General features: G+C 60.3%; 13 protein-coding genes and 2 tRNA genes. 5 read left to right on the top strand and 10 right to left on the bottom strand.

Annotated elements, in window-relative coordinates:
- The first annotated feature begins 3 nt into the window (after positions 1–3).
- The 3 genes from IPJ76_17050 (at position 4) to IPJ76_17040 (ending at position 2370) form a co-directional block, all read left to right on the top strand.
- Complete coding sequence (locus IPJ76_17050; protein QQR86274.1) at positions 4–906, top strand: dialkylresorcinol condensing enzyme DarA; 903 nt, start codon at positions 4–6, stop codon at positions 904–906.
- A 122-nt stretch (positions 907–1028) separates the two neighbouring features.
- The gene (locus tag IPJ76_17045; GenBank protein ID QQR86273.1) at positions 1029–1538 is read left to right on the top strand and encodes a hypothetical protein; all 510 of its coding nucleotides are present in this window, start codon (positions 1029–1031) and stop codon (positions 1536–1538) included.
- Between the two features lie 106 nt (positions 1539–1644).
- Positions 1645–2370 carry an FKBP-type peptidyl-prolyl cis-trans isomerase gene (locus IPJ76_17040; GenBank protein QQR86272.1) on the top strand — a complete coding sequence of 242 codons (726 nt, stop codon included), beginning with the start codon at positions 1645–1647 and terminating at the stop codon, positions 2368–2370.
- A 214-nt stretch (positions 2371–2584) separates the two neighbouring features.
- Here IPJ76_17040 and IPJ76_17035 read toward each other — a convergent pair whose 3' ends face one another.
- The 3 genes from IPJ76_17035 to IPJ76_17025 form a co-directional block, all read right to left on the bottom strand.
- Positions 2585–4291 carry a T9SS type A sorting domain-containing protein gene (locus tag IPJ76_17035; protein ID QQR86271.1) on the bottom strand — a complete coding sequence of 569 codons (1707 nt, stop codon included), beginning with the start codon at positions 4289–4291 and terminating at the stop codon, positions 2585–2587.
- Positions 4292–4513: 222 nt separating this feature from the next.
- Entirely contained in the window at positions 4514–6160 is a 1647-nt protein-coding gene (locus IPJ76_17030) for a peptidase C1 (protein QQR86270.1), read from the bottom strand.
- 36 nt (positions 6161–6196) lie between these two features.
- Positions 6197–9640: a T9SS type A sorting domain-containing protein gene (locus tag IPJ76_17025; protein QQR86269.1), complete on the bottom strand. Its 3444-nt coding sequence runs from the start codon at positions 9638–9640 to the stop codon at positions 6197–6199.
- Between the two features lie 86 nt (positions 9641–9726).
- Between IPJ76_17025 and bshC the strand changes: the two genes are divergently transcribed.
- The gene (bshC, locus tag IPJ76_17020) at positions 9727–11301 is read left to right on the top strand and encodes a bacillithiol biosynthesis cysteine-adding enzyme BshC (GenBank protein ID QQR86268.1); all 1575 of its coding nucleotides are present in this window, start codon (positions 9727–9729) and stop codon (positions 11299–11301) included.
- A gap of 47 nt (positions 11302–11348) precedes the next feature.
- Positions 11349–11423: transfer RNA gene (locus tag IPJ76_17015), tRNA-Pro, on the top strand.
- A 74-nt stretch (positions 11424–11497) separates the two neighbouring features.
- Here the strand turns inward: IPJ76_17015 and IPJ76_17010 are convergent.
- The 7 genes from IPJ76_17010 to dnaE form a co-directional block, all read right to left on the bottom strand.
- On the bottom strand, positions 11498–12001 hold the full coding sequence (locus tag IPJ76_17010; GenBank protein ID QQR86267.1) for a histidine phosphatase family protein: 504 nt from the start codon (positions 11999–12001) through the stop codon (positions 11498–11500).
- A gap of 13 nt (positions 12002–12014) precedes the next feature.
- Positions 12015–12473 carry a hypothetical protein gene (locus IPJ76_17005; protein ID QQR86266.1) on the bottom strand — a complete coding sequence of 153 codons (459 nt, stop codon included), beginning with the start codon at positions 12471–12473 and terminating at the stop codon, positions 12015–12017.
- A gap of 124 nt (positions 12474–12597) precedes the next feature.
- Positions 12598–15255, bottom strand: coding sequence for an ATP-dependent chaperone ClpB (gene clpB, locus IPJ76_17000; protein ID QQR88497.1), 2658 nt, complete (start codon positions 15253–15255; stop codon positions 12598–12600).
- Between the two features lie 189 nt (positions 15256–15444).
- Positions 15445–15518, bottom strand: a tRNA-Asp gene (locus IPJ76_16995).
- 87 nt (positions 15519–15605) lie between these two features.
- Entirely contained in the window at positions 15606–16532 is a 927-nt protein-coding gene (locus IPJ76_16990) for a DUF58 domain-containing protein (GenBank protein ID QQR86265.1), read from the bottom strand.
- A gap of 69 nt (positions 16533–16601) precedes the next feature.
- A complete protein-coding gene (gene trxA, locus IPJ76_16985) occupies positions 16602–16922 on the bottom strand; it encodes a thioredoxin (GenBank protein QQR86264.1) in 321 nt (106 codons plus the stop codon).
- 171 nt (positions 16923–17093) lie between these two features.
- On the bottom strand, positions 17094–20756 hold the full coding sequence (gene dnaE / locus IPJ76_16980) for a DNA polymerase III subunit alpha (protein QQR86263.1): 3663 nt from the start codon (positions 20754–20756) through the stop codon (positions 17094–17096).
- Positions 20757–20915 lie beyond the last annotated feature (159 nt).

Raw genomic sequence — 20915 nt, 5'->3', positions numbered from 1 at the left:
ACCATGAAGCGCGTGCTCGTCATCCACTACAGCCAGACCGGCCAGCTCACCCGGGTGCTCGATTCCATTTCCGCGCCGCTCTTGGACCAGGGCATCGCTGTGGACCACCTGCGGATCGAACCCGCCGTTGCGTTCGACTTCCCATGGTCGCGCATGCGGTTCTTCGGTGTGTTCCCCGAATCCGTCAATGGTGATCCGGTCGAACTGAAGCCGTTCAACGTGCCGCAGCACGACTATGACCTCGTCATACTCGGCTACACAATCTGGTACCTCAACCCGAGCATTCCGGTCAATTCGTTCCTGAAGCACCCTGCGGCGGCGGCTGTTTTCGCGAACAAGCCGGTCCTCACGGTGATCGGCGCGCGCAACATGTGGGTGCATGCCCAGGAGAAAGTGCGCGCCATGGTGGGCGGGCTCGGTGGCCGGGTGGTGGGTAACATCCTGGCCGAGGACCGCAGCCCCAACGTCGTCAGTTTGGTCACCATTATCCGTTGGATGTTCTACGGGCGTAAGGACCCGTTCCTGGTCTTCCCTGCCGCGGGCATCCGCGAACAGGACATCGCGGGCATGTCCCGCTTCGGCCCGATCATCGCTCGCCATTTGAATGCGGGAACCGTTGCGGAACTCAATGCGGATCTACTGGCTGCCGGTTCCTCGCGCATCAAACCCTCGCTATTGGTGCTGGAGAAACGGGCGCTGAAGCTCTTCGCGAAATACAGGGCGTTCATCATGGCCGGTGCCCGGAAGGGCCAGCGCAGCCGCGAGCGCCGGGTGAGCACCTTCAGCATCTTCCTGCCTGTGGCGGCCTTCCTGCTGTCGCCACTGATGGCCCTGAGCACTGCGTTGATGACCGCGGTGCACGGGGGTGCGCTGCGAAAAGAGATCGAAGAACGCCTGCGCTACTGAGGTCGAAGCGATCGCAGTGGTCGACTGCCGTTCCGGCTTGTTCGGCGAAGATGTCGACGGTCTCTGTCGGATCCCGGGAACGGTAGAGCGCGATGTGCCGTTCAGGTGGGAAAATCAACCGCATGCGCACCCCTCGGCCCCGCAACCTCACCCTAGTTCCCACCATGCTTGCCTTCGCTTTGATGGCCAGCACGTCCTCCTTCGCTGCGCCCGGCAATACCCTCGACGCCGTTCACATCACCGGCTGGGTGCATGTGGAGGACATTGGTTTCGAGAAGACCCGGGTATTGCTGCACATCAAGGGTGAGGAGCACTGGGTCCCCATCACGCCCATGGGCCGGTTCGACATCGACCTGCCTGTAGGAGCCGAGGCCGTGCTCCGGTTCGAGCACCCTGGGCACCTTGCCAAGGAGGTGCTTGTGGACACCCATGGAGCCAACGCCGGGGAGTTCGAGGATGGAACGCGGCGATTGCGCATGGCGGTCATCCTGGAACTGGAGAGGCTCATGGCCGGCCAGAAGTACGCCGGCCCGGTGGGCAACATCGCTTTCGACAAGGATGGTGGCTGCGTGGCCGTGGACCGCACGCGCCGCATGGTCGTGGGCCGCACCAACGAGCCCATGGTGTTCTGAGCCCGGTTGCCCGCGGACTGTCCAAAGGTTGTGAAGGCGCTCCGCCCCGGGGCGCCTTCTACATTCGCGGCCGTTCCGCATCCAGCGGCACCCCAAACCCGAACACATGACTTTCCGGATCGCCACGGCCACGATGGCCCTCACCATCCTCAGTGCTTGCTCCAACGACGTCACCGGCCAGAAAGGCGGACGCACCGACCTGAAGACCACCATTGACTCCGTGAGCTATGCGATCGGTCACGACTACGGCTCCAACCTTCGCTCGGAGCTGATGAGGAGCAGCATGGACTCCATGAGCCATGTGGCCATGGCCGCAGGTTTCCAAGATGCACTGGACAGCGCGGCCGGTGTTGACAAGGAGAAGCTCACCGCCACCCTGAACGCCTTCCTCATCAAGAAGCAGCAGGAGGTGATGGCAGCTGAGCAGAAGAAGGGCGAAGCCAATATCAAAGCCGGGGAAGCTTACCTGACCGAGAACGGGAAGCGTCCGGGTGTGATCACCACTGAAACCGGTCTGCAATACGAAGTGCTGCAGGAAGGCACGGGCCCGAAACCGACGATCGAGGATGTGGTGAAGGTGCACTACAGCGGCAAGACCATCGATGGCAACGAATTCGACAGCAGCTACAAGCGCGGAGCTCCGACGGAGTACCCCGTGAAGGATTGGATCAAAGGCTTCACCGAAGTCCTTCAGATCATGCACGTAGGCTCACGTTACAAGGTCTATGTCCCCAGCAACCTGGCTTACGGCGCGCAAAGCCCTACACCCGCAATACCGGCCTACAGCACGCTGGTTTTCGAGATGGAGTTGGTGGAGATCGTGAAGAAGTAGTTCCACCCTCAACACGTTATGCGTAAGGCCCCGGAAGGGGCCTTATGTGTTTCATGTTCGTTCCTCACCGGCCGGCAGTTAGATCGCGCATGACCCCACAGATCCGTCCGTCTCAGGCAACCCAAAAAAAAACCGCCAGTTGGGGAGGGACAAGGTGTCCTTGAACAAGAAAGCCACGGACTTCCGTGGCTCTCTTGTTCGAGGAATGGTGACCTTACTTGCTCACCACCACGCGGAACGTGCTGTTGCGTCCGTCGGCGAATGCCATGTTGAAGGTGTAGGTGCCCGCGGCCACGTCGGTCACGTCGAGCACGAGCACCTGGTTGCCCACATTCACACGCTGCTGCTTCACGAGTTTCCCGTTCACGTCCACTACGCGCAGATCGGCGGCACCATTGAAACCGCTCAAGGGCACGCGCACCATGTCGCGGGCAGGGTTAGGGTAAGCCGTGAGGTCAACGTTGTTGCTGTTCTCGTTCACACTTACGTCGGGCGCACCGAACACCACGCCAATGGAGCTCTGAACATCGCTGCCGAAACCAGCAGGGGCCCAAGCACCGTCGTTGTCAACAACCGTCGTGGGCTGATCGTTGGCCAGGGTGTTCTCGTCGTAGTTGTAGTAGTTGTCGAACCCATGGAACTGCACCGTGTTGTAAGTGGTAAGGCAGAACAGGTAACGCCTATCGTTCACCAGTTGGAAGCCTTGCTCGAAGGGAACGTACAGATTCTTGCTTTCCAAAGTGTTGTCCAAATAGGTGTAATCCGCAAAGGCCACTTCATTCAGGTCATCGAAGGTGGCATCGGTGATCCCTGTGAACACATCGTTCCACTCGAACGCGCGCACCTCGATGAGCTCGCCGGTGAGTGAATCGGTGCCACTGGCTGTGACCGATACCCACATGCCCATGGCACCAATGCGGCTGGCATTGGCATCCTGGAAGTGGATGCAGTGCTGGAACGTTCCCGTAAGGCCCGTGGGCTGGTAGAAGTCGGCCGGCACCGTGAGTTGGGTGCCCGGGTCGATCTTGCCGTAGGCGAAGAGCGAGTCGATAAGGAACTGGTTCACGTAGGAGTTGTCGCCCGGAACGTCATCCGCACCACCGAAGCTCCCGGTCGTGTAGGTGAAGGTGTAGAAACCATTGTAGCTCGACTGGTTGAACTCCGGCAGATCGAAGAAGACACTGTCACCTGCGGGAATGTCGGTGGGAGAGGACGTTTGGTTGTAAAGCTGGCCACCGTTGTCCACATCGCCCGTGAGCGTAACACCGAACTGGTCAGCAGTGCCGTAGTTATGCACCCAGCTGCCCGGAGTGAAGTTGAACTCCGTAGCGCTACCGCAGAGCGCCGCGGGGTAAGCCGAAGCCTTGACCAACAAGGGATCCGGCTTGTATATGCTCAGGTTGTTGGTGAAGGCACCATTGATGGCGCCGATGAACATCACCACGTTGCCGGCATTGATCTCGTCTTTCAGCTGCGCGCCGGCATCCTGGCTGATCATCACCGTCGGGATGTTCACGTCCGCCCCGTAAGTACCAGCGCCCATGCCCACCGGAGCACCTGGAATGTTGTTGATGATGACGCAGGCCACCGCGCCTTCGTTCTGTGCCATCAGGGCTTTCAAGCTGAAATTGCATTCGCCTCGATAAACCACGGCGATCTTGCCGTTCACTGCTGCACCGTTGATGAGGGTGTCACATCCAAGCGAGTCAGCGGGTGTGCCGTCATCAACGAAGACTGCAGTGTCAGTTACGGCGTACTGCGGGTCGTTGAGGTCATTGGTACCCCAGCCGCCTCCGGGATCGGCCCATGTGTATGCATAGCTGCCCTCCAAGGCCGGGGGTTGCTGCACGTAAACGATGACCTGCGCCTGCAGACCACCTGCCAGCCCCAAAGCGGCCAGCGTTGTGTAGATCTTGTTCATGTGTAAAGGTTTTTGGGGTTGGTGTTGCGCATTTAGGGGTTGCCAAGGTAGCGGCAACAGTGACAAAACGTTCCGCACGGGGTGCACAGGTGGATGAACCGTGCACAGGGCTCGATAAGAGGCCATGACCGGTCGAGCGATCACCTGAAAGCACACGTGTCGTACAGGCTACCTAGTGGTCGTCCAATGCCCCGGTCCACTTCGGCCCCCTAACGCTTCTCCCTAACGCTTCTCCACTTCGATCACAATGGCCAACGCGTTCGCGCTTGCCGGTGCCTTCGCTCCGAACGTGGCGCCTTGCTGGTATTGCGCCGAGTTCGCACCGGTGAGTTCGCCGCCCAGCACCGCTTCGAGCTTTGCGTTCAGGCCTTGGCCCGCGTTCGCGGTAAGCGCTTTATTGATGGCGGGGTAGTCGAACGGCTGGTTGGTGACCATGATGGCCATTACATCCATGGTGCCCACATCGTCCAGTTCGAGACTGAAGTCCTTGGGGAAGACACGCGTGCCGGTAACGCCGCAGTACGGCGAGTGTTTGGGCGTGTAAGGGAACAGTGTGTAGGTGGTGCCGTTCGTTTCCTGCCCGAAGATGTACGTGTAGCACTCCAGGTTGTTGGTCACTTCCACCTTGAAGCGTGTGCCCTTTGGCAGCGGTCGCTCCGTGCGGAAGGTGCGGCCGTCCATGTGTTTGAGAGCGATGTTCTCGCCGGTGGCCTTGCCCTTGTCGTCCACCACGGCCAGGCCGAAGCGGATGTCGAAGTTGGCGGGCTTCACCTCGGCGCTTTCGCCCATCGGATAAACAGCGTAGGCCTCCTTGGTGAAGTACTGGAAAGCGTCATAGGGCACCCAGGCAATGCCGTTCTTGCCCCACTCGGTGCCCCAACTGTTCATGATCTGGAAGGCGCCACCGTTTTGGCCGCCCAGCTTGTAGTCGTCGTAGCCGATCACGCACATGGCATGGCCGCCGAAGCCCGCCATGCGCTGGTCGCTGGCCGAGGGCAGCCATACGTCCTGGCCCTGCATCTCCTGCATGAAGGTGCCACCGACCATCATGCCGATGACGATGGGGGAACCCTGTGACAGGTATTGCTTCATGGCTACCATGTCCACGGGGCTCTGCGGGTCGTCGCTTTTGCTCAGGCGCTGGAAACCCTTGATCTTGTAACGCGATGCGCTCTGTTCCACAGCGGCGTCGGGCCGGGTGCTGCAGCTCTGGTCGGTGTAGGCGAACTGGCTGAGGGGAACCGCGCCGCGCTTCAGCATGTCGTCCATGGCGCGCAGGATGTAGCTCCCCTGGCAACCGCTGTTCTCGATCTTGATGCGGTTGTACATGAAGCTTGGGCTGAAGGCCGTGCCTTTGTTCGGCGCCGCGCCAGTAGCCTTGTTCTGCACTATGGAGCGTGCGGCGTAGGCACTGGCCCATGCCACACAGCTGCCTTGCTGTCCTTGGTTCAAGCGGGGTGGGGCGAAGGCATCGAGAGAGGCGCGTTCCGGCAGCGGGTTCTTCACGTTGTCGGCCAGCGGCTCGTACACTTCTGCTTTGTCGTACTCGGCAGGGTCCAGCGTTGCGCCCTTGTTGAAGAGGTTGCTGATGACATCGGTGATGCCTCCACCGCCACCCGGGTTGTTAGGGTCGTCGGGCATGGCACCACCGCAACCGTCCATGCCGCCCATGAAATAGATGACGGCCAGGATGGCCACACCGATGAGCAGCAGCTTGGGGTTCTTCAAAAGCATCGGCAGCAGCATGCCGATCATGCCGCCGCCGCCGCCGCCACCGATGTTCGGGAAACCGCCACCGCGTTGGCGGGGCATCTGGGGCCGTTGGCGTTGGTCATCGCCCGGCTCGTCCGGGGTCATTCTGATGGGCATGTGTGGGAATGGGTTGGTTCGGGGGACAGAGGTCGATCAATCCACGAGGATGCGCTGTTGGAGCGTTCCGTCCGGTGAAGAGAGCGTTACGACGTAGATGCCGTTGGCGGCGTCACCGAGGTCGATGGTGCGCACCGTGGAAGTCGTGGTGTTCCATTGTTCGCTCAGTACAACGCGCCCGCTCATGTCGAGCACACGAAGTTGTTGGGGGCCGTCCAAGCCGTCCGCACGTAGGGTGAAGCGCCCATCGTTGGGGTTGGGGTATACCGCAAAGCCGGCGGTAATGGTCTGCTCTTCAACCCCGACCATGTTACCGATGACGAACGCCTTGAAGATGCGCCGCCCGAACTCCGTTTCGAAATTCTCGAGCAGGCTTCCCGTTAGGCTGCGGAACCGGAAGTAGCCGCTGCCTTGCTGCGTGTCGGCCCAGTAGGTGAGCCCATCGTTGCCGCTATCGAGGAACTCCATCGTGTAGCACCCGTCCCACAAGGAGAGCGTGTCGCTGTATACCGTGTTGGCCGTGTGGTTGGCGCGGCTGTGCACCACGCTGCCCCACATGTCCGTTATGGTGAGCGTGTTCTCCCACGGCCGGTTGTTCGTGCGGTAGTTGATGATGAAGTTGCCTGCGAAGACCTCGGGAAGTTCGAAGTGCGTGGTGTAGCTGTTGTTGTCCGCGTAGGCATCGGCTCCTCCGTTCGGTGCGCTCACGCTCACGGTGAACTGGTTGGTGCCATCGCCTTGCCAGAAGGCGCCATCGGTCACGGGCAGTTCAACATCCTCTTGCTCTCCGATGGCCATGGTGCCGTTCCAGGTGTGCGTCAGCGCGCTTCCGCCGCTCACACCGTAGGTGAAGGTCACACTCGTCAATGTCGTGGTTCCCGCGTTGCGCAGGGTCACCAAGGGCGGCGTGCACATGGGGTTCTCACGTCCGTAGTAGGCTTCATCATTGGTGCGCTTCACCATGTACACCTCGGCATCCAAAGCGTGCGTGCTTGGCCCGTACTCGAAGAGGTCCATGTTCACCACGTAGTTGCCGCCGCCCATGCCTTGATTGTTGGTGGGCACGGGTGTGATGTCGTAGTCCAGCGTGACTTGTCCTCCGCTCACATACGGGGTGATCTCGATGCTGTGGTCCTTCACCAGATCGCCGGGGCACCAGCCTTCGCGGCTGCCCAGCCAAGTGCCACCTTGCGGGTACACCGGGTTCAGGGCGCAATCGTTCTCCTGCCAGATGTGCCACTCGTCGATCTGCGAGCCGTTCGCAAAAGCGTAGTGCGTGTTGTCCTTCCACTCGCAACAATGCGGGTACTGGCCATTGTTGCTGTTGTGCCCATGCCCGGTGAAGCGTGCGCGCAGGTTCCACTGCGTTGCGTCCGGGTGGGTTGCCACGGTTACGGCCGGGAGGGATACGTCATTGTCCAGGTTGGCATAGCTGAATGAACTCAATCCGCCCCATGGGCGTGTATGCTGCACGACAGGCCGTGCAGGCATGCCTTCGATCATCTCGAACTCCAGATCGATGAGTTCCTGCTGGTTGCCTGCGCTCAGCTCCACGCTGTCATGCAGCAGCCATTGGTAGTCGGTGACATCGAACGTCCAACGGAAGCCGCTCGCACCCAGCGAAAGGCCGATGCCGTACGGTGTGATGTAGCGCCCGATCTCATAGTCGATGACCTCCGGGAAGGGTATACTGAAGTAGTACAGCGTGTTGTTGAAGTGCCAGGTACCTGCCCAGTAGTTCGAATCGACCACGTTCCCGCCCGTATCGTGGGTGTAGTTCCACCCACCAAGACCGCCGAAGAGCGTGTCAATGGGCACAACGCTGTTCCCCTGCACCGCGAAGTGTTCTACGCTCAACTGCTCGCGGGGCACTTCGTCCAGCACCATGTTCGTGTCCAGTTGGATCACATGGTCGCCTTGTACGAAGATGACATCAGGCCGATGTGTAAGTTGCTGCGGTGCAGTGTTGAGTTCGGTTGCGGGGACGCGATCGCGGCGCACCGTTCCCATGCACCATGCCATCTCGGCGGGGTTGGCCACATTGGTCGCGTGTTGAACGGTGTGCGGTTCATCGAAACTGAATTGTTGCAAAAGCGCGTTGTGGTCGGGGTGCGAAGGGTCCACCTTACGGCCGGCCCAGGCTGCAATGGTGGCGGCGCTCACTTCAGTGCGGAAGATGTTCACCTCATCGAGCTTGCCTTGGTACGGAACATTGCCGTTGGCATCGCTGCCCAGTTTGAACCGGGTGATACCGGAGAGCGGTTTGGTTTTGCCGGTTCCACTGTGCCAGAGCGCCCCGTTCAGGTAGATCTTCATGCTGCCCGTCGCCGTGTTCTTTACGAAGGCCCAGTCGTTCCACTGTCCCTTGATGTTGGAAGCGGACGCCGCCTTGTCGATACGGTCGTAGCCGCTACCATCGTTACCGGCATCCCAGTACACGCGGCTGTCGCTCCAAGGCAAATGCACGTTCAGGATGCGCCGTTCTTGGGCGTCCACGGCTTCAAGCACGGTAGTGCTCATTGGAAGGGCATCATCACCCCAAACACGCAGCGTGATCGTAACGGCACTCCCCAGTGTGGCAAGGCTGTCGGCCTTCACACCGATGAAGTCATTGTTGAGGTGCACAAAACCATCTGCACCGGCCTGCTGCACACCCACGGGCTGGCCATCGTCGCTGGCAACCAGAGCGGCGCCAACGAGGGGGTTCTCATTGTACAGTGCAAGTTCCAGCACGATGTTCCCCGTGCCGTCAAAGTGGTACGGCTGTCCAAGGGTCAAAACCAGCGTGTCCGCGGCCAGGTCCACCGTATTGTCGAAAACGCGCACCATGGTTTCTTCAAAGTCGGCAAGCACCGTATTGGTGGTTGTGCCCAAGCTCACAACGACACGGGCGGAACCGGCCCCTGAAGTGATCGGGAACCGTAGTTGGTTGATCGGTACCCCGCCCACCATTCCGGCGCCGACCAGGTCGCCAGCGGAGTAGAGGTATTGCGAGCGCACCGTGGCCTCGGCATGGTCCAATGCCATTGTATCCAGGGCGTTGCCCGTTCCAAGAGCGCTGATGGTCTCAGTGTTCACGCTGAGCACACTGCCGCTAAGCACCAGCCGTGCATACTGGTGCGAACCCGGAACAACGGACTGCTCAGCGCTGTCGGGCGCTTGAACGCCCACCTTGAACCAAGGGTGCTGCACAGCGTTGCTGTCCAACAGACCTGTGTGCAGGTGCACCATGTTGTAGGTGAGGTAGTCCCATTCCCCGCAGGCGTATTGGTCCTGGGTGGTCTGCGGGTCGCATTTCAAGGTGTGGTGCATCAGCACCTTTCGGTAGGTGTGCGTCGTGTCCGGGAATACCCACCAGCCGCGCCGTGTGGTGATGCTGTCGAAGGTGAGCGTTTGCACACGAACAGTGTCTTGGGCTGTCAAGGAGGTGATGACGAAGCCCAGCACCAAGGTGCTTGCCAAGCGATTGAACATGGTCATTGGTTCTGCGCTCGAATGTAGCCGGAGGGGTGGATGCGGCACGGCTACTTTCGGCGCGCCGGGGGTACGATCACCGGCACACAGCCTTGGAGCGCATCAGCTATGCCGCAACGGGACGTTTCGCGCCGATTGTCCTGGACTACTTGAACGATGACGAGCGTCTTCGTGAACACCGTCAGTACGCCTTCAGCAAAGAGGGCTTGATGCAGGCCGTGGCTGAGCGGCAATTCCCGGCCCATGCCAGGCAGCAACTGGTGGCGGCTCTGGCCCGGCAATACTCCGGCCTTCAACCGCACGAAGCAGTGCGTGCCACCATCGACCGGCTGGCGAACGATGGCACCCTGACGGTCACCGCTGGTCACCAGCTGTGTCTGTTCACGGGCCCACTTTACGTGCCCCTCAAGATCATGAACACGGTGAGGCTGGCCCGTGACCTTTCTTCATGGACGGGTCGCGCCGTGGTACCGGTTTTCTGGCTGGCCAGCGAGGACCACGACCGGGCTGAAGTGGACCACGCCTGGTTGCACGGCAAGAAGGTGGAATGGACGGGCATTGCCGGCGGTGCGGTTGGACGGATGAAGCTCCAGGGTATCGGCGCGGTGCTGGACAACGCCATCGCCCTTCTGGGAAAGGGCCCCTTCGCGGAAGAAATCGAAGGGCACCTGCGTGCCGCGTACACCGAAGACCGCACGCTCACCGAGGCCACCAGGCACTTCATCAATGCCATGTTCGGCCGTTACGGGGTGGTGTGCTTGGATGGGGACGACCCGCACCTGAAGCGCCAGTTCACCCCCGTATTGGGTGAAGAACTGTTGAATCAGGTGACAGCGCGCACGGTGCAATACGCCAACGCCAAACTGGGCGAACACTACAGCGAACAGGCGCACGTGCGCGACATCAACTTGTTCCTGCTCGGCGAGGGCAGGAGGGACCGGATCTCCGTGGAAGACAATGGATATTCGGTGTCCGGTGAAGCGCGCAAGCACAGTGCGGACGAACTTGTCGGTCTATCGCAGCAAGCGCCGGAACTGTTCAGCCCGAACGTTCTGCTCCGCCCCGTTTACCAAGAGACCGTTCTACCGAACGTGGCCTACATCGGCGGTGGCGGCGAAGTGGCCTATTGGCTTCAACTACGTTGGCTTTTCCAAGGGATGCGGGTGCCCATGCCGGTGGTGGTGCTACGGACCAGCGCCCAGTTGATGTCACGAGCGGATGTTGACCGGCTCAAGGAACTCGGGTTGGCTCCTTCGGATCTCTTTGCTCCCTTGGATACGGTGAATGCCCGGCTGGCCAGTTCGCTCAGCACGATCGATACCGACCTTTCCATTGAGCACACGGAATTGTCAGCGTTCTATTCCAAGCTCGCAGCACGGGCCAAAGGGATCGATCCTACCCTCGAAGCAAGTGTGCTGGGAGAAGGCCAGAAGGCCCTGAAGGGGTTGGAGTCCGTTGGCGGCAAGTTCGTCCGTGCGGCAAAGCGAGATCAGGAACTGGCTCTATCACGGTTGGCCAAGATCCACGAGCGCTTTCTGCCTGGCGGTGCGCTCCACGAGCGTCGGGACAACTTCTTGCCTTGGTATGTTGAGCATGGTCCTGCATTGCTGGACAGATTGCTGGCCATTGATCCGCTGGAGAAGCAGATGACGATCCTGCGGTTCTGATCCGCGCCGGAACTCCAAGAAACCTACATTTGCGGCCCTTCACCGATCGGGGTGTAGCGCAGCCCGGTTAGCGCGCGTCGTTCGGGACGACGAAGTCGGAGGTTCGAATCCTCTCACCCCGACAAAGCCCCTTCAGTGGGGCTTTGTTATTCCTTACCGTCGCCAAAGCCGGATCACCCTTGCGGATGGCGCCATGCTATTGGAGGTGCGGATGTTTCTTCGGGTAGTCGTGCCAGCGCACGGTGCCGGTTCCGCGGGCAAGGGCCTTCCACTCATCTACCCCCATGTCGATGCATACCATGGCGCAGGTCGGCAACTCGCCCAATCCAGCACTGCTTAGCCATTCGCAACACTCGCTTATCCCGGGGTTGTGCGAGAAGAGCGCGACGCTTCTGGCGCTCGCGGGCAGGTCGTTCAACACTGAACGCCACGTGGACAAGTCGGCCAAATAGAGCCTGGGCTCTTGTACGATGCTGTCGTCCGTTGCACCCAAAGCAGCCGCAACGTGTTGCGAAGTGGTAAGGGCCCTGGTTGCAGGGCTGCTTATCAACAGATCAACGGGTTCCCTCCTTGCTGCAAAATGAGCAGCCATCGCCGGTGCATCACGCAAGCCGCGCGCGTTCAGAGGGCGGTGGAAGTCTGTTTGCAGCGGGTCGTCCCAACTGCTCTTCGCGTGCCGGATGAGGTACAGCGTGAGCATGGGCGTGTCGGGGTCAAGGCAACTGCCTGAATTGCTTCAGCCCCTCCAAGACCCCTTGCATGAGGATATTGGGGTCGAGGCTCATACGCAGGTTCACCTGCACCAAGCGCGCATCGCTGAACTGCTCGGCACGGCGGAGGCCTTTGGAGATGGTGAGCGAGAGGCTCATAGGATACTCGCCGCTGAAGAGCAGGCTCAACACCTTGCCACCTGCCATGCGCAGGTGGTAGCGCGGGAACGGGGTGGTCGGGTTCTGCCACGCAGTGTCCAGTTCCAGCACGTGACCTTGGGCTGCAAGCTCCTCGGACCACTGGTCCATCACGTAATAGAGGACATCCTCCAGGAAGATGCTCGGGTCGGTGGGTAGCTGATGTTGGCGCGGGTCGGGCGCAGTGTAATGGCGTTGGCAGACTTGGCGCAGTGCCACCAGCAATTCATCCAGCTGGGAGGTGAAGGTCGGTGTGTCGATCAAAGCAGTTCAGTACATCGTTCGGCTGGCAAACTAGCCGCGCATGCATGCGCATGCCATACCGATCGCCAGCGTTTATGCACGATCGATCCAACAGCCATCAATGTTGACTGTCGGGCCGGTCACTTCACTTCTTCGCCTTCGTCTTGCCATCCGCTGCAACTCCGTGCCCGTTCTTTTCATTTTCATCAATGGGCTTGCGGAACACGATGCGTCCGTCGAACACGTCCATCACCTGCAGCACGCCGGTCTCCACTTTGCCAGCGATGATCTGGCGGCTCAGCTCATTGAGCAGTTCCTTTTGGATCATGCGTTTGATGGGCCGCGCCCCGAACTGTGGATCATATCCGCTCTCGGCAATGTGGTCGATGAGCTGGGGGCTTGGGGTGAGATGGATGTCCTTCTCGGCGAGCTTGTTCATCAGTTCATCCAATTGCAGTCGCACGATGGCATGCACATCGTTGCGGTTGAGCGGACGGAACACGATGGTCTCGTCGATGCGGTTGAGGAACTCCGGTCGAACGCTGCGGCGCAGCAGGTCCAGCACTTCGCGTTTGGTGCGTTCGATCACCTCATCGCTGTTGTGCGCATCCAACTTCTCGAAGTTCTCCTGGATGATGTTGCTGCCGATGTTGCTCGTCATGATGACGATGGTGTTCTTGAAGTTCACCACACGGCCCTTGCTGTCGGTCAGTCGTCCATCGTCGAGCACCTGCAGCAGTACGTTGAAGACATCAGGGTGCGCCTTCTCGATCTCATCGAGCAGCACCACACTGTACGGTTTGCGACGCACGGCTTCGGTGAGCTGTCCACCATCGTCGTGGCCGATGTAGCCCGGAGGGGCGCCCACCAACCGGCTCACCGTGTGCCGTTCCTGGTACTCGCTCATGTCGATGCGCACCATGGCGTTGTCGTCATTGAAGAGGTACCCGCACAGGGCTTTGGCCAGTTCGGTCTTGCCAACACCTGTGGTGCCCAGGAAAATGAACGATCCGACCGGCCGCTTCTCGTCACCGAGACCGCTCCGGCTGCGGCGCACGGCATCGGCTACGGCGCGCACTGCTTCTTCCTGGCCCACCACGCGTTTCTGCAGTTCGTCCTCGAGGCGCAGGAGTTTCGTGCGTTCGGCCTCCATCATGCGGGTCACAGGTATGCCTGTCCAGCGGCTCACCACGTTGGCGATCTCCTCCACGTCCACCTCTTCCTTGATCATCTTGCTGGCGCTCTCCACGGCCGCCAGCTCGGACTTGGCCTTCGCAAGAGCATCCTCGGTCTCCTTCATGCGCCCGTAACGCAGCTCGGCCACCTTGCCGAAATCGCCTTCCCGCTCGGCTTGTGCTGCATCGAAGGTCAGTTGCTCCAATTTTTCTTTGGCCTCGTTCACCTTCAGGACTAGCTGCCGCTCCGCCTCCCAGCGTGCTTTGAACGCATCACGCTGCGCGCCGAGCTCGGCCAGTTCCTTGTTCAGGTGTGTAAGCTGGCTTTCGTCGTTTTCACGCTTGATCGCTTCCCTTTCGATCTCCAACTGCATGATGCGGCGCTCGATCTCATCGAGCTCCTCCGGCTTGCTGTTCATTTCCATGCGCAGCTTGCTCGCGGCTTCGTCCATCAGGTCGATCGCCTTGTCCGGCAGGAACCGGTCGGTGATGTATCGCTGGCTCAGTTCCACCGCTGCGATGATGGCGGCATCCTTGATGAGCACCTTGTGATGGTGCTCGTACTTGGCCTTCAAGCCACGCAGGATGCTGATGGCATCCTCGCGCCCCGGTTCGTCCACGAGCACTTTCTGGAAGCGGCGTTCCAACGCCTTGTCCTTCTCGAAGAACTTCTGGTACTCGTTCAGCGTGGTGGCGCCGATCGCGCGCAACTCCCCTCGGGCCAGTGCAGGCTTTAGGATATTGGCCGCATCCATGGCGCCTTCACCACCGCCAGCACCAACGAGCGTATGGATCTCGTCGATGAAGAGCACGATGTTGCCTTCTGCCGAGATGACCTCCTTCACAACGGCCTTCAGCCGCTCCTCGAACTCGCCTTTGTACTTGGCCCCGGCCACCAATGCACCCATATCGAGACTGAACACCTGTTTGGTCCGCAGGTCGTCCGGCACGTCCCCGGTGGCGATGCGCTGTGCGATGCCTTCCGCGATGGCGGTTTTGCCCACCCCGGGCTCACCGATGAGGATGGGGTTGTTCTTGGTGCGGCGGCTGAGGATCTGCAGCGTACGGCGGATCTCCTCGTCGCGGCCGATCACCGGGTCGAGCTTGTTCTCCCGCGCCAACTGGTTGAGGTTCTTCGCGTACTTGTTGAGTGCGTTGTAGGTCTCCTCCTGGCCCTGGCTCGTTACACGCTCGCCTTTCCGCAGTTGCTTGATGGCCGCCACGAGATCCTTGCGCGTGATGCCGTTGTCCTTGAGCAACTGGGCCGTGTTGTCCGAACCATCGAGCAATCCGAGCAGCAGGTGTTCGATGCTCACGTACTCGTCGCTGAACTCCTTCAAGGAGCCGATGGCTTTCTGAAGGGCCGTGGCCGAGTTGCGTGAGACCTGTCCCGGCTGTCCGCCTTGCACCTTCGGATAACCACCAACAATGCGGTCGAGCGCTTGTGAGAGCACGGGAAGGTTTGCGTTCAGCTTGTTCAGTAGGAAGGGCGCCACGTCCTTGTCCACTTCAAGAATGGCCTTCAGGAGGTGACCGGTCTCAATGGCTTGGTGGCCATGCTCCATGGTCATTCTTTGGGCGGCCTCAACCGCCTGCTGGCTGCGAAGGGTGAATTTGTTCAGGTCCATGTTATTGCCGATCGTCGGTGCAGCGGCCTGCTCGAAGATCGTACCGCTGGTGCCCACTGATCGTCCAGTGGTCTTTTCGTCATCCGGGCTGCACCCTGGCTGCCGATCCGACCGCGCATCGCATCGTTCGATGCCATGTTTTCAGAAGCCCGAAACGACAAAGCCCCTTTGCAGGGGCTTCATCTCAAGCGGTCCGGACGGGACTCGAACCCGCGACCTCCGACGTGACAGGCCGGCATTCTAACCAGCTGAACTACCGAACCGTTGACTTCCCGGTTCCCCGAAAAGCGGGGCAAATGTAGCCGCGCATCCGATCCGCGCAACACCCTTTGAAAAGAGGAAGCAGCAGGTCAGTACAGCCGTGCTCGTTTGAGTAGGAATTCCAGCAGGATGGGAGAGAAGCCCTTGTTGATGTCCGCTTCAACCAGGTCGATGCGGTATTGGCCGCACTTGAGCTTCAGTTGGTGCCAGTGCTCGGCCATGGCACTGCGGTAGGCCTCCCGCACTTCGCTCGGATGGGCTTTCACCTGCTCCCCGTTCTCCAGGTCAACGAACGTGTAGGGCCGATCCTCCAACTGGAGCTCGAGCTCCTTGCTCCGGTCCACCACGTGGAAGAGGATGATGTCGTGCTTGTTGAAGCGGAGGTGCTGCAAGGCGTCGAACATGGCCGCCTGGTCTCCACCGTCCAGCATATCGCTGAGGATCACCACGAGCGAGCGCCGCGGTGCACGGTGAGCGATATCGTGCAACGCATCCACGATGGAGGTCTTCTGGCCTTGTGCCGGGGCGTCGATGGCCAGCAGGCTCTCCAAATGCGACGTGATGTGCCGCAGATGAACCGCATTGCTGCGTGCTTGCTCGGCCACCTTCACCTCATCAGTAAAGACGGTGAGGCCCACGGCGTCGCGCTGTTTGCGCATGAGCTGTGTGAGCGCTGCCGCGGCGTACACACTGAAGCGGATCTTGTTCAAGCCTTCGGTGTCCTCGGGCTTCAGTTGCGGGTAGTACATCGAGGAACTTGCGTCCACCACCAATTGGCAGCGCAGGTTCGTTTCCTCCTCGTACCGCTTCACGAAGAGCTTGTCCGTGCGAGCATAGAGCTTCCAATCGATGTGGCGCGTGCTCTCGCCCGGGTTGTAGATGCGGTGCTCCGCGAACTCAACGCTGAACCCATGGAAGGGGCTCTTGTGAAGGCCCGCCAGAAAGCCTTCCACCACTTGGCGGGCTTTGAACTCCAGCGCGCTGAGCGCTTGCACTTCCTTGTTGTCGATGGGCATGTAGCGGTAAGGCAAAGAACGAAAAAGCCCCGGCGTACCGGGGCTTGTTCGATCAAGTTGTGCTCGTGCTCAGGCCAGTTGACCTTGCAGCTTGGTGGCCAACGTGGCCTTGGGCACTGCGCCCACGCTGCGGTCCACCACTTCGCCGTTCTTGAGGAACAGGATGGTGGGGATGCTGCGGATGCCGTACTTCATGGCCACCTGCGGGTTCGTGTCAACGTTCAGTTTGCCGATGACCGCCTTGCCTTCGTACTCGCTGGCGAGTTCCTGCACCACTGGGCCGACCATGCGGCAGGGGCCGCACCATTCCGCCCAGAAGTCCACCATAACGGGTTTGTCGCTCTTGAGGGCGAGTTCTTCGAAGTTGCTGTCCGTGAATTCGAGTGCCATGTTCTGCTGTGCGCTCTTGCGCGTTGAGGGTTTGTTCGGTTAGCGGCTGCAAGTTGAGCCCGGGGACGTTGCTTGAGGCTTGAACTGGTTCAACTTTTCAACCGGTACAAAGTTCGTTCGTGGCCCGGGGCCTTCAAGGTTCCTGCCGTGCCCATTTCACCTGACAGTTGGTCAGCCAAGCTTGGCCTCCACATCGGCCATGGTGGTCAACCGGTCCATCAATTCCTCGCTAACGCCAACGGTCATCGCCTTGGCGTTCAGGTCCACGCTCACGTTCTCGGCAGTGCTGTACAGGCTCACGTTCACCTTGCATTTGCCTGGATGCTCCTTGAACAGGGCTGCCAGTTCGTGGGTCAGATCGTCGCTCACCCGGTCGGCATCCACGCGGAGGTTCAGCTTGGTGAAGAACTTCTCCTTGGCATCGCTCAGCAGGTCCATGCTCGTGAACTTGAACTCGAGCTGCCCTTCATCCCGGCCCCAGGTGCGCTCCGATGCCCGTCCCTTCAGCAGTAGGGTAGTGCCGGTACTGAGGTAGAGCTTGTGCTTGAGGTAGTCCTCACTGAAGAGCATGAACTCGTGGGATCCTGCGTGATCTTCCAGGGTGAGCGTTCCGAAGGGTTTGCCGCTTTTCGCAATGCGGTGCTCTGCCTTGGTGACGATCCCCGCGAAACAGATCTCGCGACCAGCCAAGGGTTTGAGGTCCTGGAGCTGGGGTAGTGTGGTGTTGCACAGGTGATTGATCACCAACCGATGGTCATCCAACGGGTGGCCGCTGAGGTAGAAGCCAACGACCTCTTTTTCGTGGTGCAGCTTTTCCAGCGCGCTCCACGGATCGATCTGCGGCAGGGGCGGTTCCGGGATGCCCGCACCTTCCGCAGCCATGTCGAACATGCTCACCTGGCTGCTGTCCTCACCGTCCTGGTGCTGTTGACCGTAACGTGTGAGCGTCTCCATGAAGGTCGGCTTGCCTTCACCAGCACTGTGGAAGAACTGCGCGCGGTGCGTCTTCGCAAATCCATCGAACGCGCCTGCGTAGGCGAGGCTTTCCAGCGCTTTCCGGTTCGCGGAGCGCAAGTTCACGCGGCGCATCAGGTCATACACACTGGTGAACGGTCCGTCGGTCTGACGCGCTTCGATGATTGCTTGCACGGCCGCTTCACCCACGCCTTTCACCGCGCCCAGGCCGAAACGGATCTGCCCTTGTTTGTTCACACCGAACTGAAGACCGCTCTCGTTCACATCGGGGCCGAGCACGGGGATGCCCATGCGGCGGCACTCTTCCATGAAGAACGTGATCTTGTCGATGCTGCCCTGCGAGTGCGTGAGCACGCTGGCCATGTACTCGCCCGGGTAGTTGGCCTTCAACCACGCCGTTTGGTAAGCCACGAACGCGTAGCAGGTCGAGTGCGACTTGTTGAAGGCGTACTGCGCGAACGCTTCCCAGTCTTTCCACACCTTCTCGCACACTTTCGGGTCAAGTCCTTTGGCGGCCGTGCCGTCCATGAACTTGCCCTTCATCTTGTCCAGCGTGGCGCGGTCCTTCTTGCCCATCGCCTTCCGCAGCGTGTCCGCATCGCCCTTCGTGAAGCCCGCTAGCTTCTGGCTGAGGAGCATTACCTGCTCCTGATAGACGGTGATACCGTATGTATCCTTCAGCAGGTCCTCCATTTCGGGGAGGTCGTAGCTCACTTTTTCCTGGCCGTGCTTCCGGCGGATGAAGCTGGGGATGTACTCCAGCGGCCCCGGCCTGAACAGCGCGTTCATGGCGATGAGGTCGTCGAAGCGGTCGGCCTTCAGGTCGCGCAGGTACTTCTGCATGCCCACGCTTTCGAACTGGAACGTGCCGTTCGTCTGCGCGCGCTGATAGATCTCGTAGGTCTTCGGGTCGTCCAGCGGAATACCATCGATGTCGATCTGGATCCCGTGGTTCTGGTCGATGAGGCGCAGCGCATCGCGGATGATGGTGAGCGTCTTCAGCCCAAGGAAGTCCATCTTGATGACGCCTGCGTCCTCCACCACCTTGCCATCGTACTGCGTGAGCAGCAACGTCGATTCCTTGCTGGTGCACACAGGCAGGATCTCCATCAGGTCCTTCGGCGCGATGATGATCCCGGCGGCGTGGATGCCCGTGCCGCGCACGGAACCTTCCAGCTTCTCGGCTTCGCGCAGCACATCGGCATGCAGGTCTTCACCCTCGGCGATCTTCCGGAGCTGCTTCACCAGGTCGAGCTCGTCGCTGTTCAAATTCTCCTTCGTCTTCAAACTGCCTTCTCCATCGAGCGGTGCGTGCAGCACGCGTTCCAGTTCGATGCCCGGTCGCTCGGGAATGAGCTTCGCCAAGCGATCGGCTTCGTTGAGCGGCAGGTCGAGCACGCGGCTCACATCGCGGATGCTGCTCTTGGCGGCCATGCTGCCGTAGGTGACGATCTGCGCCACCTGCTGCTTGCCGTACTTCTCGACCACGTAATCGATGACCTTCTGCCGTCCTTCGTCGTCGAAGTCCGTATCGATATCGGGCATGCTCTTGCGGTCCGGGTTCAGGAAGCGCTCGAACAGCAGGTCGTACTTGATCGGGTCGATATTGGTGATGCCGATGCAATAGGCCACCGCGCTCCCCGCCGCACTACCACGGCCCGGACCGATCAGCACGCCGATGTCGCGCCCGTGGTTGATGAAGTCCTGCACGATGAGGAAGTAGCCCGCGAACCCCATCGTCTTGATGGTGAAGAGCTCGAAATCGAGGCGTTCCTTGATGGCAGGGTCCAGTGAATCGATACCACCGCCCAAGACTTCCCCACCCGCGTGCTCCTTCCCCTCCGGGGAAGGCTGGGATGGGGTCAACCACCGCTTGATCGCACCCTGGTACGTCAGGTGCTTCAGGTAATCGTCCTGATCGGAGAAGCCCGGTGGCACTTGGAAGTTCGGCAGGAGGATATCCTGCTTCAGCTTCAAGGCCTCCACCTTGTCCACGATGAGGTTGGTGTTGTCCAACGCCTCAGGAAGGTCGTGGAAGGTCGCGGCCATCTGGGCCTGTGTCTTGAAGAAGAACTCGTCGTTGTAGAAGGCGAAGCGCTTGCCTTTCTGCGAGCCGTCCTCGTCACCGTCGTCGGCTTTGGGCGTGCTCTGCTTCTCGCCGGTGTTCACGCACAACAGGATGTCGTGCGCGTTGGCGTCCTGCTGGTCCACGTAGTGGCTGTCGTTGCTGGCGATGATCGGCACGTCGTACTGCCGCGCCCACTTCACCAGCAGCACGTTCACCTGGTCCTGCTCAGGAATGCCATGGCGTTGCAGCTCCACGTAGTAGTCCTCGCCGAATTGGTCGAGCCACCAACGGAATTCCTTCTCGCCTTCGGCCTCGCCCTTGCGCAGGATGGTGCGCGGCACGCTAGCGCCCAAGCAACACGTGGTGGCGATGAGCCCTTCCTTGTGCTGAACCAGCAGCTCCTTGTCGATGCGCGGGTACTTGCTGTAGAAGCCCTCGATGTAGCCGAGCGAGCACAGCCGGCTCAGGTTCTTGTAACCGACGGTGTTCTTGGCCAGCAGCAGCTGGTGCACGCGCTGGTCCCTGTCTTCGCGGGTGAAGGTCTTGCGGTGGCGGTCGGCCACCAGGTAGAACTCGCAACCCACGATCGGTTTCACCTTCGGCGTGCCATCCTCGTTCTTGTGCTTTCCGGCCTCGGCCACGAACTTGAACACCCCGAACATGTTGCCGTGGTCGGTGATGGCCACGGCGGGCTGACCATCGGCGACGGCCTTTTTGTACAGCGCGGGAATGCTGGCGGCGCCGTCGAGGAGAGAGAACTGAGTGTGGACGTGGAGATGGGAGAACTTCATGGCGGAGCGCGAAACTACCGGCATGAAGGGGAGGGGTGAGGATCACTTTTCCACAGTCATTGAAGTAGTGACTCTTCCATGAAAGCGTCCGTGATTCTGACGAACTGTCAGGCCGTTTGCTTGGGTCGATTCTTGACGTCTTGGTGGCCTAAAGACAAA

This window comes from Flavobacteriales bacterium (assembly GCA_016699575.1).
Lineage (GTDB): Bacteria > Bacteroidota > Bacteroidia > Flavobacteriales_F > PHOS-HE28 > PHOS-HE28.
The sequence above is the reverse complement of the archived record's forward strand: the minus strand, read 5'-3'. Positions and strand labels throughout refer to the sequence as shown.

What these genes read in the sequence shown, in the direction of transcription:
- IPJ76_17050 (QQR86274.1), top strand. Translation starts at nt 4, where the DNA reads ATGAAGCGCGTGCTCGTCATCCACTACAGCCAGACCGGCCAGCTCACC.
- IPJ76_17045 (QQR86273.1), top strand. Translation starts at nt 1,029, where the DNA reads ATGCGCACCCCTCGGCCCCGCAACCTCACCCTAGTTCCCACCATGCTT.
- IPJ76_17040 (QQR86272.1), top strand. Translation starts at nt 1,645, where the DNA reads ATGACTTTCCGGATCGCCACGGCCACGATGGCCCTCACCATCCTCAGT.
- IPJ76_17035 (QQR86271.1), bottom strand. Translation starts at nt 4,291, where the DNA reads ATGAACAAGATCTACACAACGCTGGCCGCTTTGGGGCTGGCAGGTGGT.
- IPJ76_17030 (QQR86270.1), bottom strand. Translation starts at nt 6,160, where the DNA reads ATGCCCATCAGAATGACCCCGGACGAGCCGGGCGATGACCAACGCCAA.
- IPJ76_17025 (QQR86269.1), bottom strand. Translation starts at nt 9,640, where the DNA reads ATGACCATGTTCAATCGCTTGGCAAGCACCTTGGTGCTGGGCTTCGTC.
- IPJ76_17010 (QQR86267.1), bottom strand. Translation starts at nt 12,001, where the DNA reads ATGCTCACGCTGTACCTCATCCGGCACGCGAAGAGCAGTTGGGACGAC.
- clpB (QQR88497.1), bottom strand. Translation starts at nt 15,255, where the DNA reads ATGGACCTGAACAAATTCACCCTTCGCAGCCAGCAGGCGGTTGAGGCC.
- IPJ76_16990 (QQR86265.1), bottom strand. Translation starts at nt 16,532, where the DNA reads ATGCCCATCGACAACAAGGAAGTGCAAGCGCTCAGCGCGCTGGAGTTC.
- trxA (QQR86264.1), bottom strand. Translation starts at nt 16,922, where the DNA reads ATGGCACTCGAATTCACGGACAGCAACTTCGAAGAACTCGCCCTCAAG.
- dnaE (QQR86263.1), bottom strand. Translation starts at nt 20,756, where the DNA reads ATGAAGTTCTCCCATCTCCACGTCCACACTCAGTTCTCTCTCCTCGAC.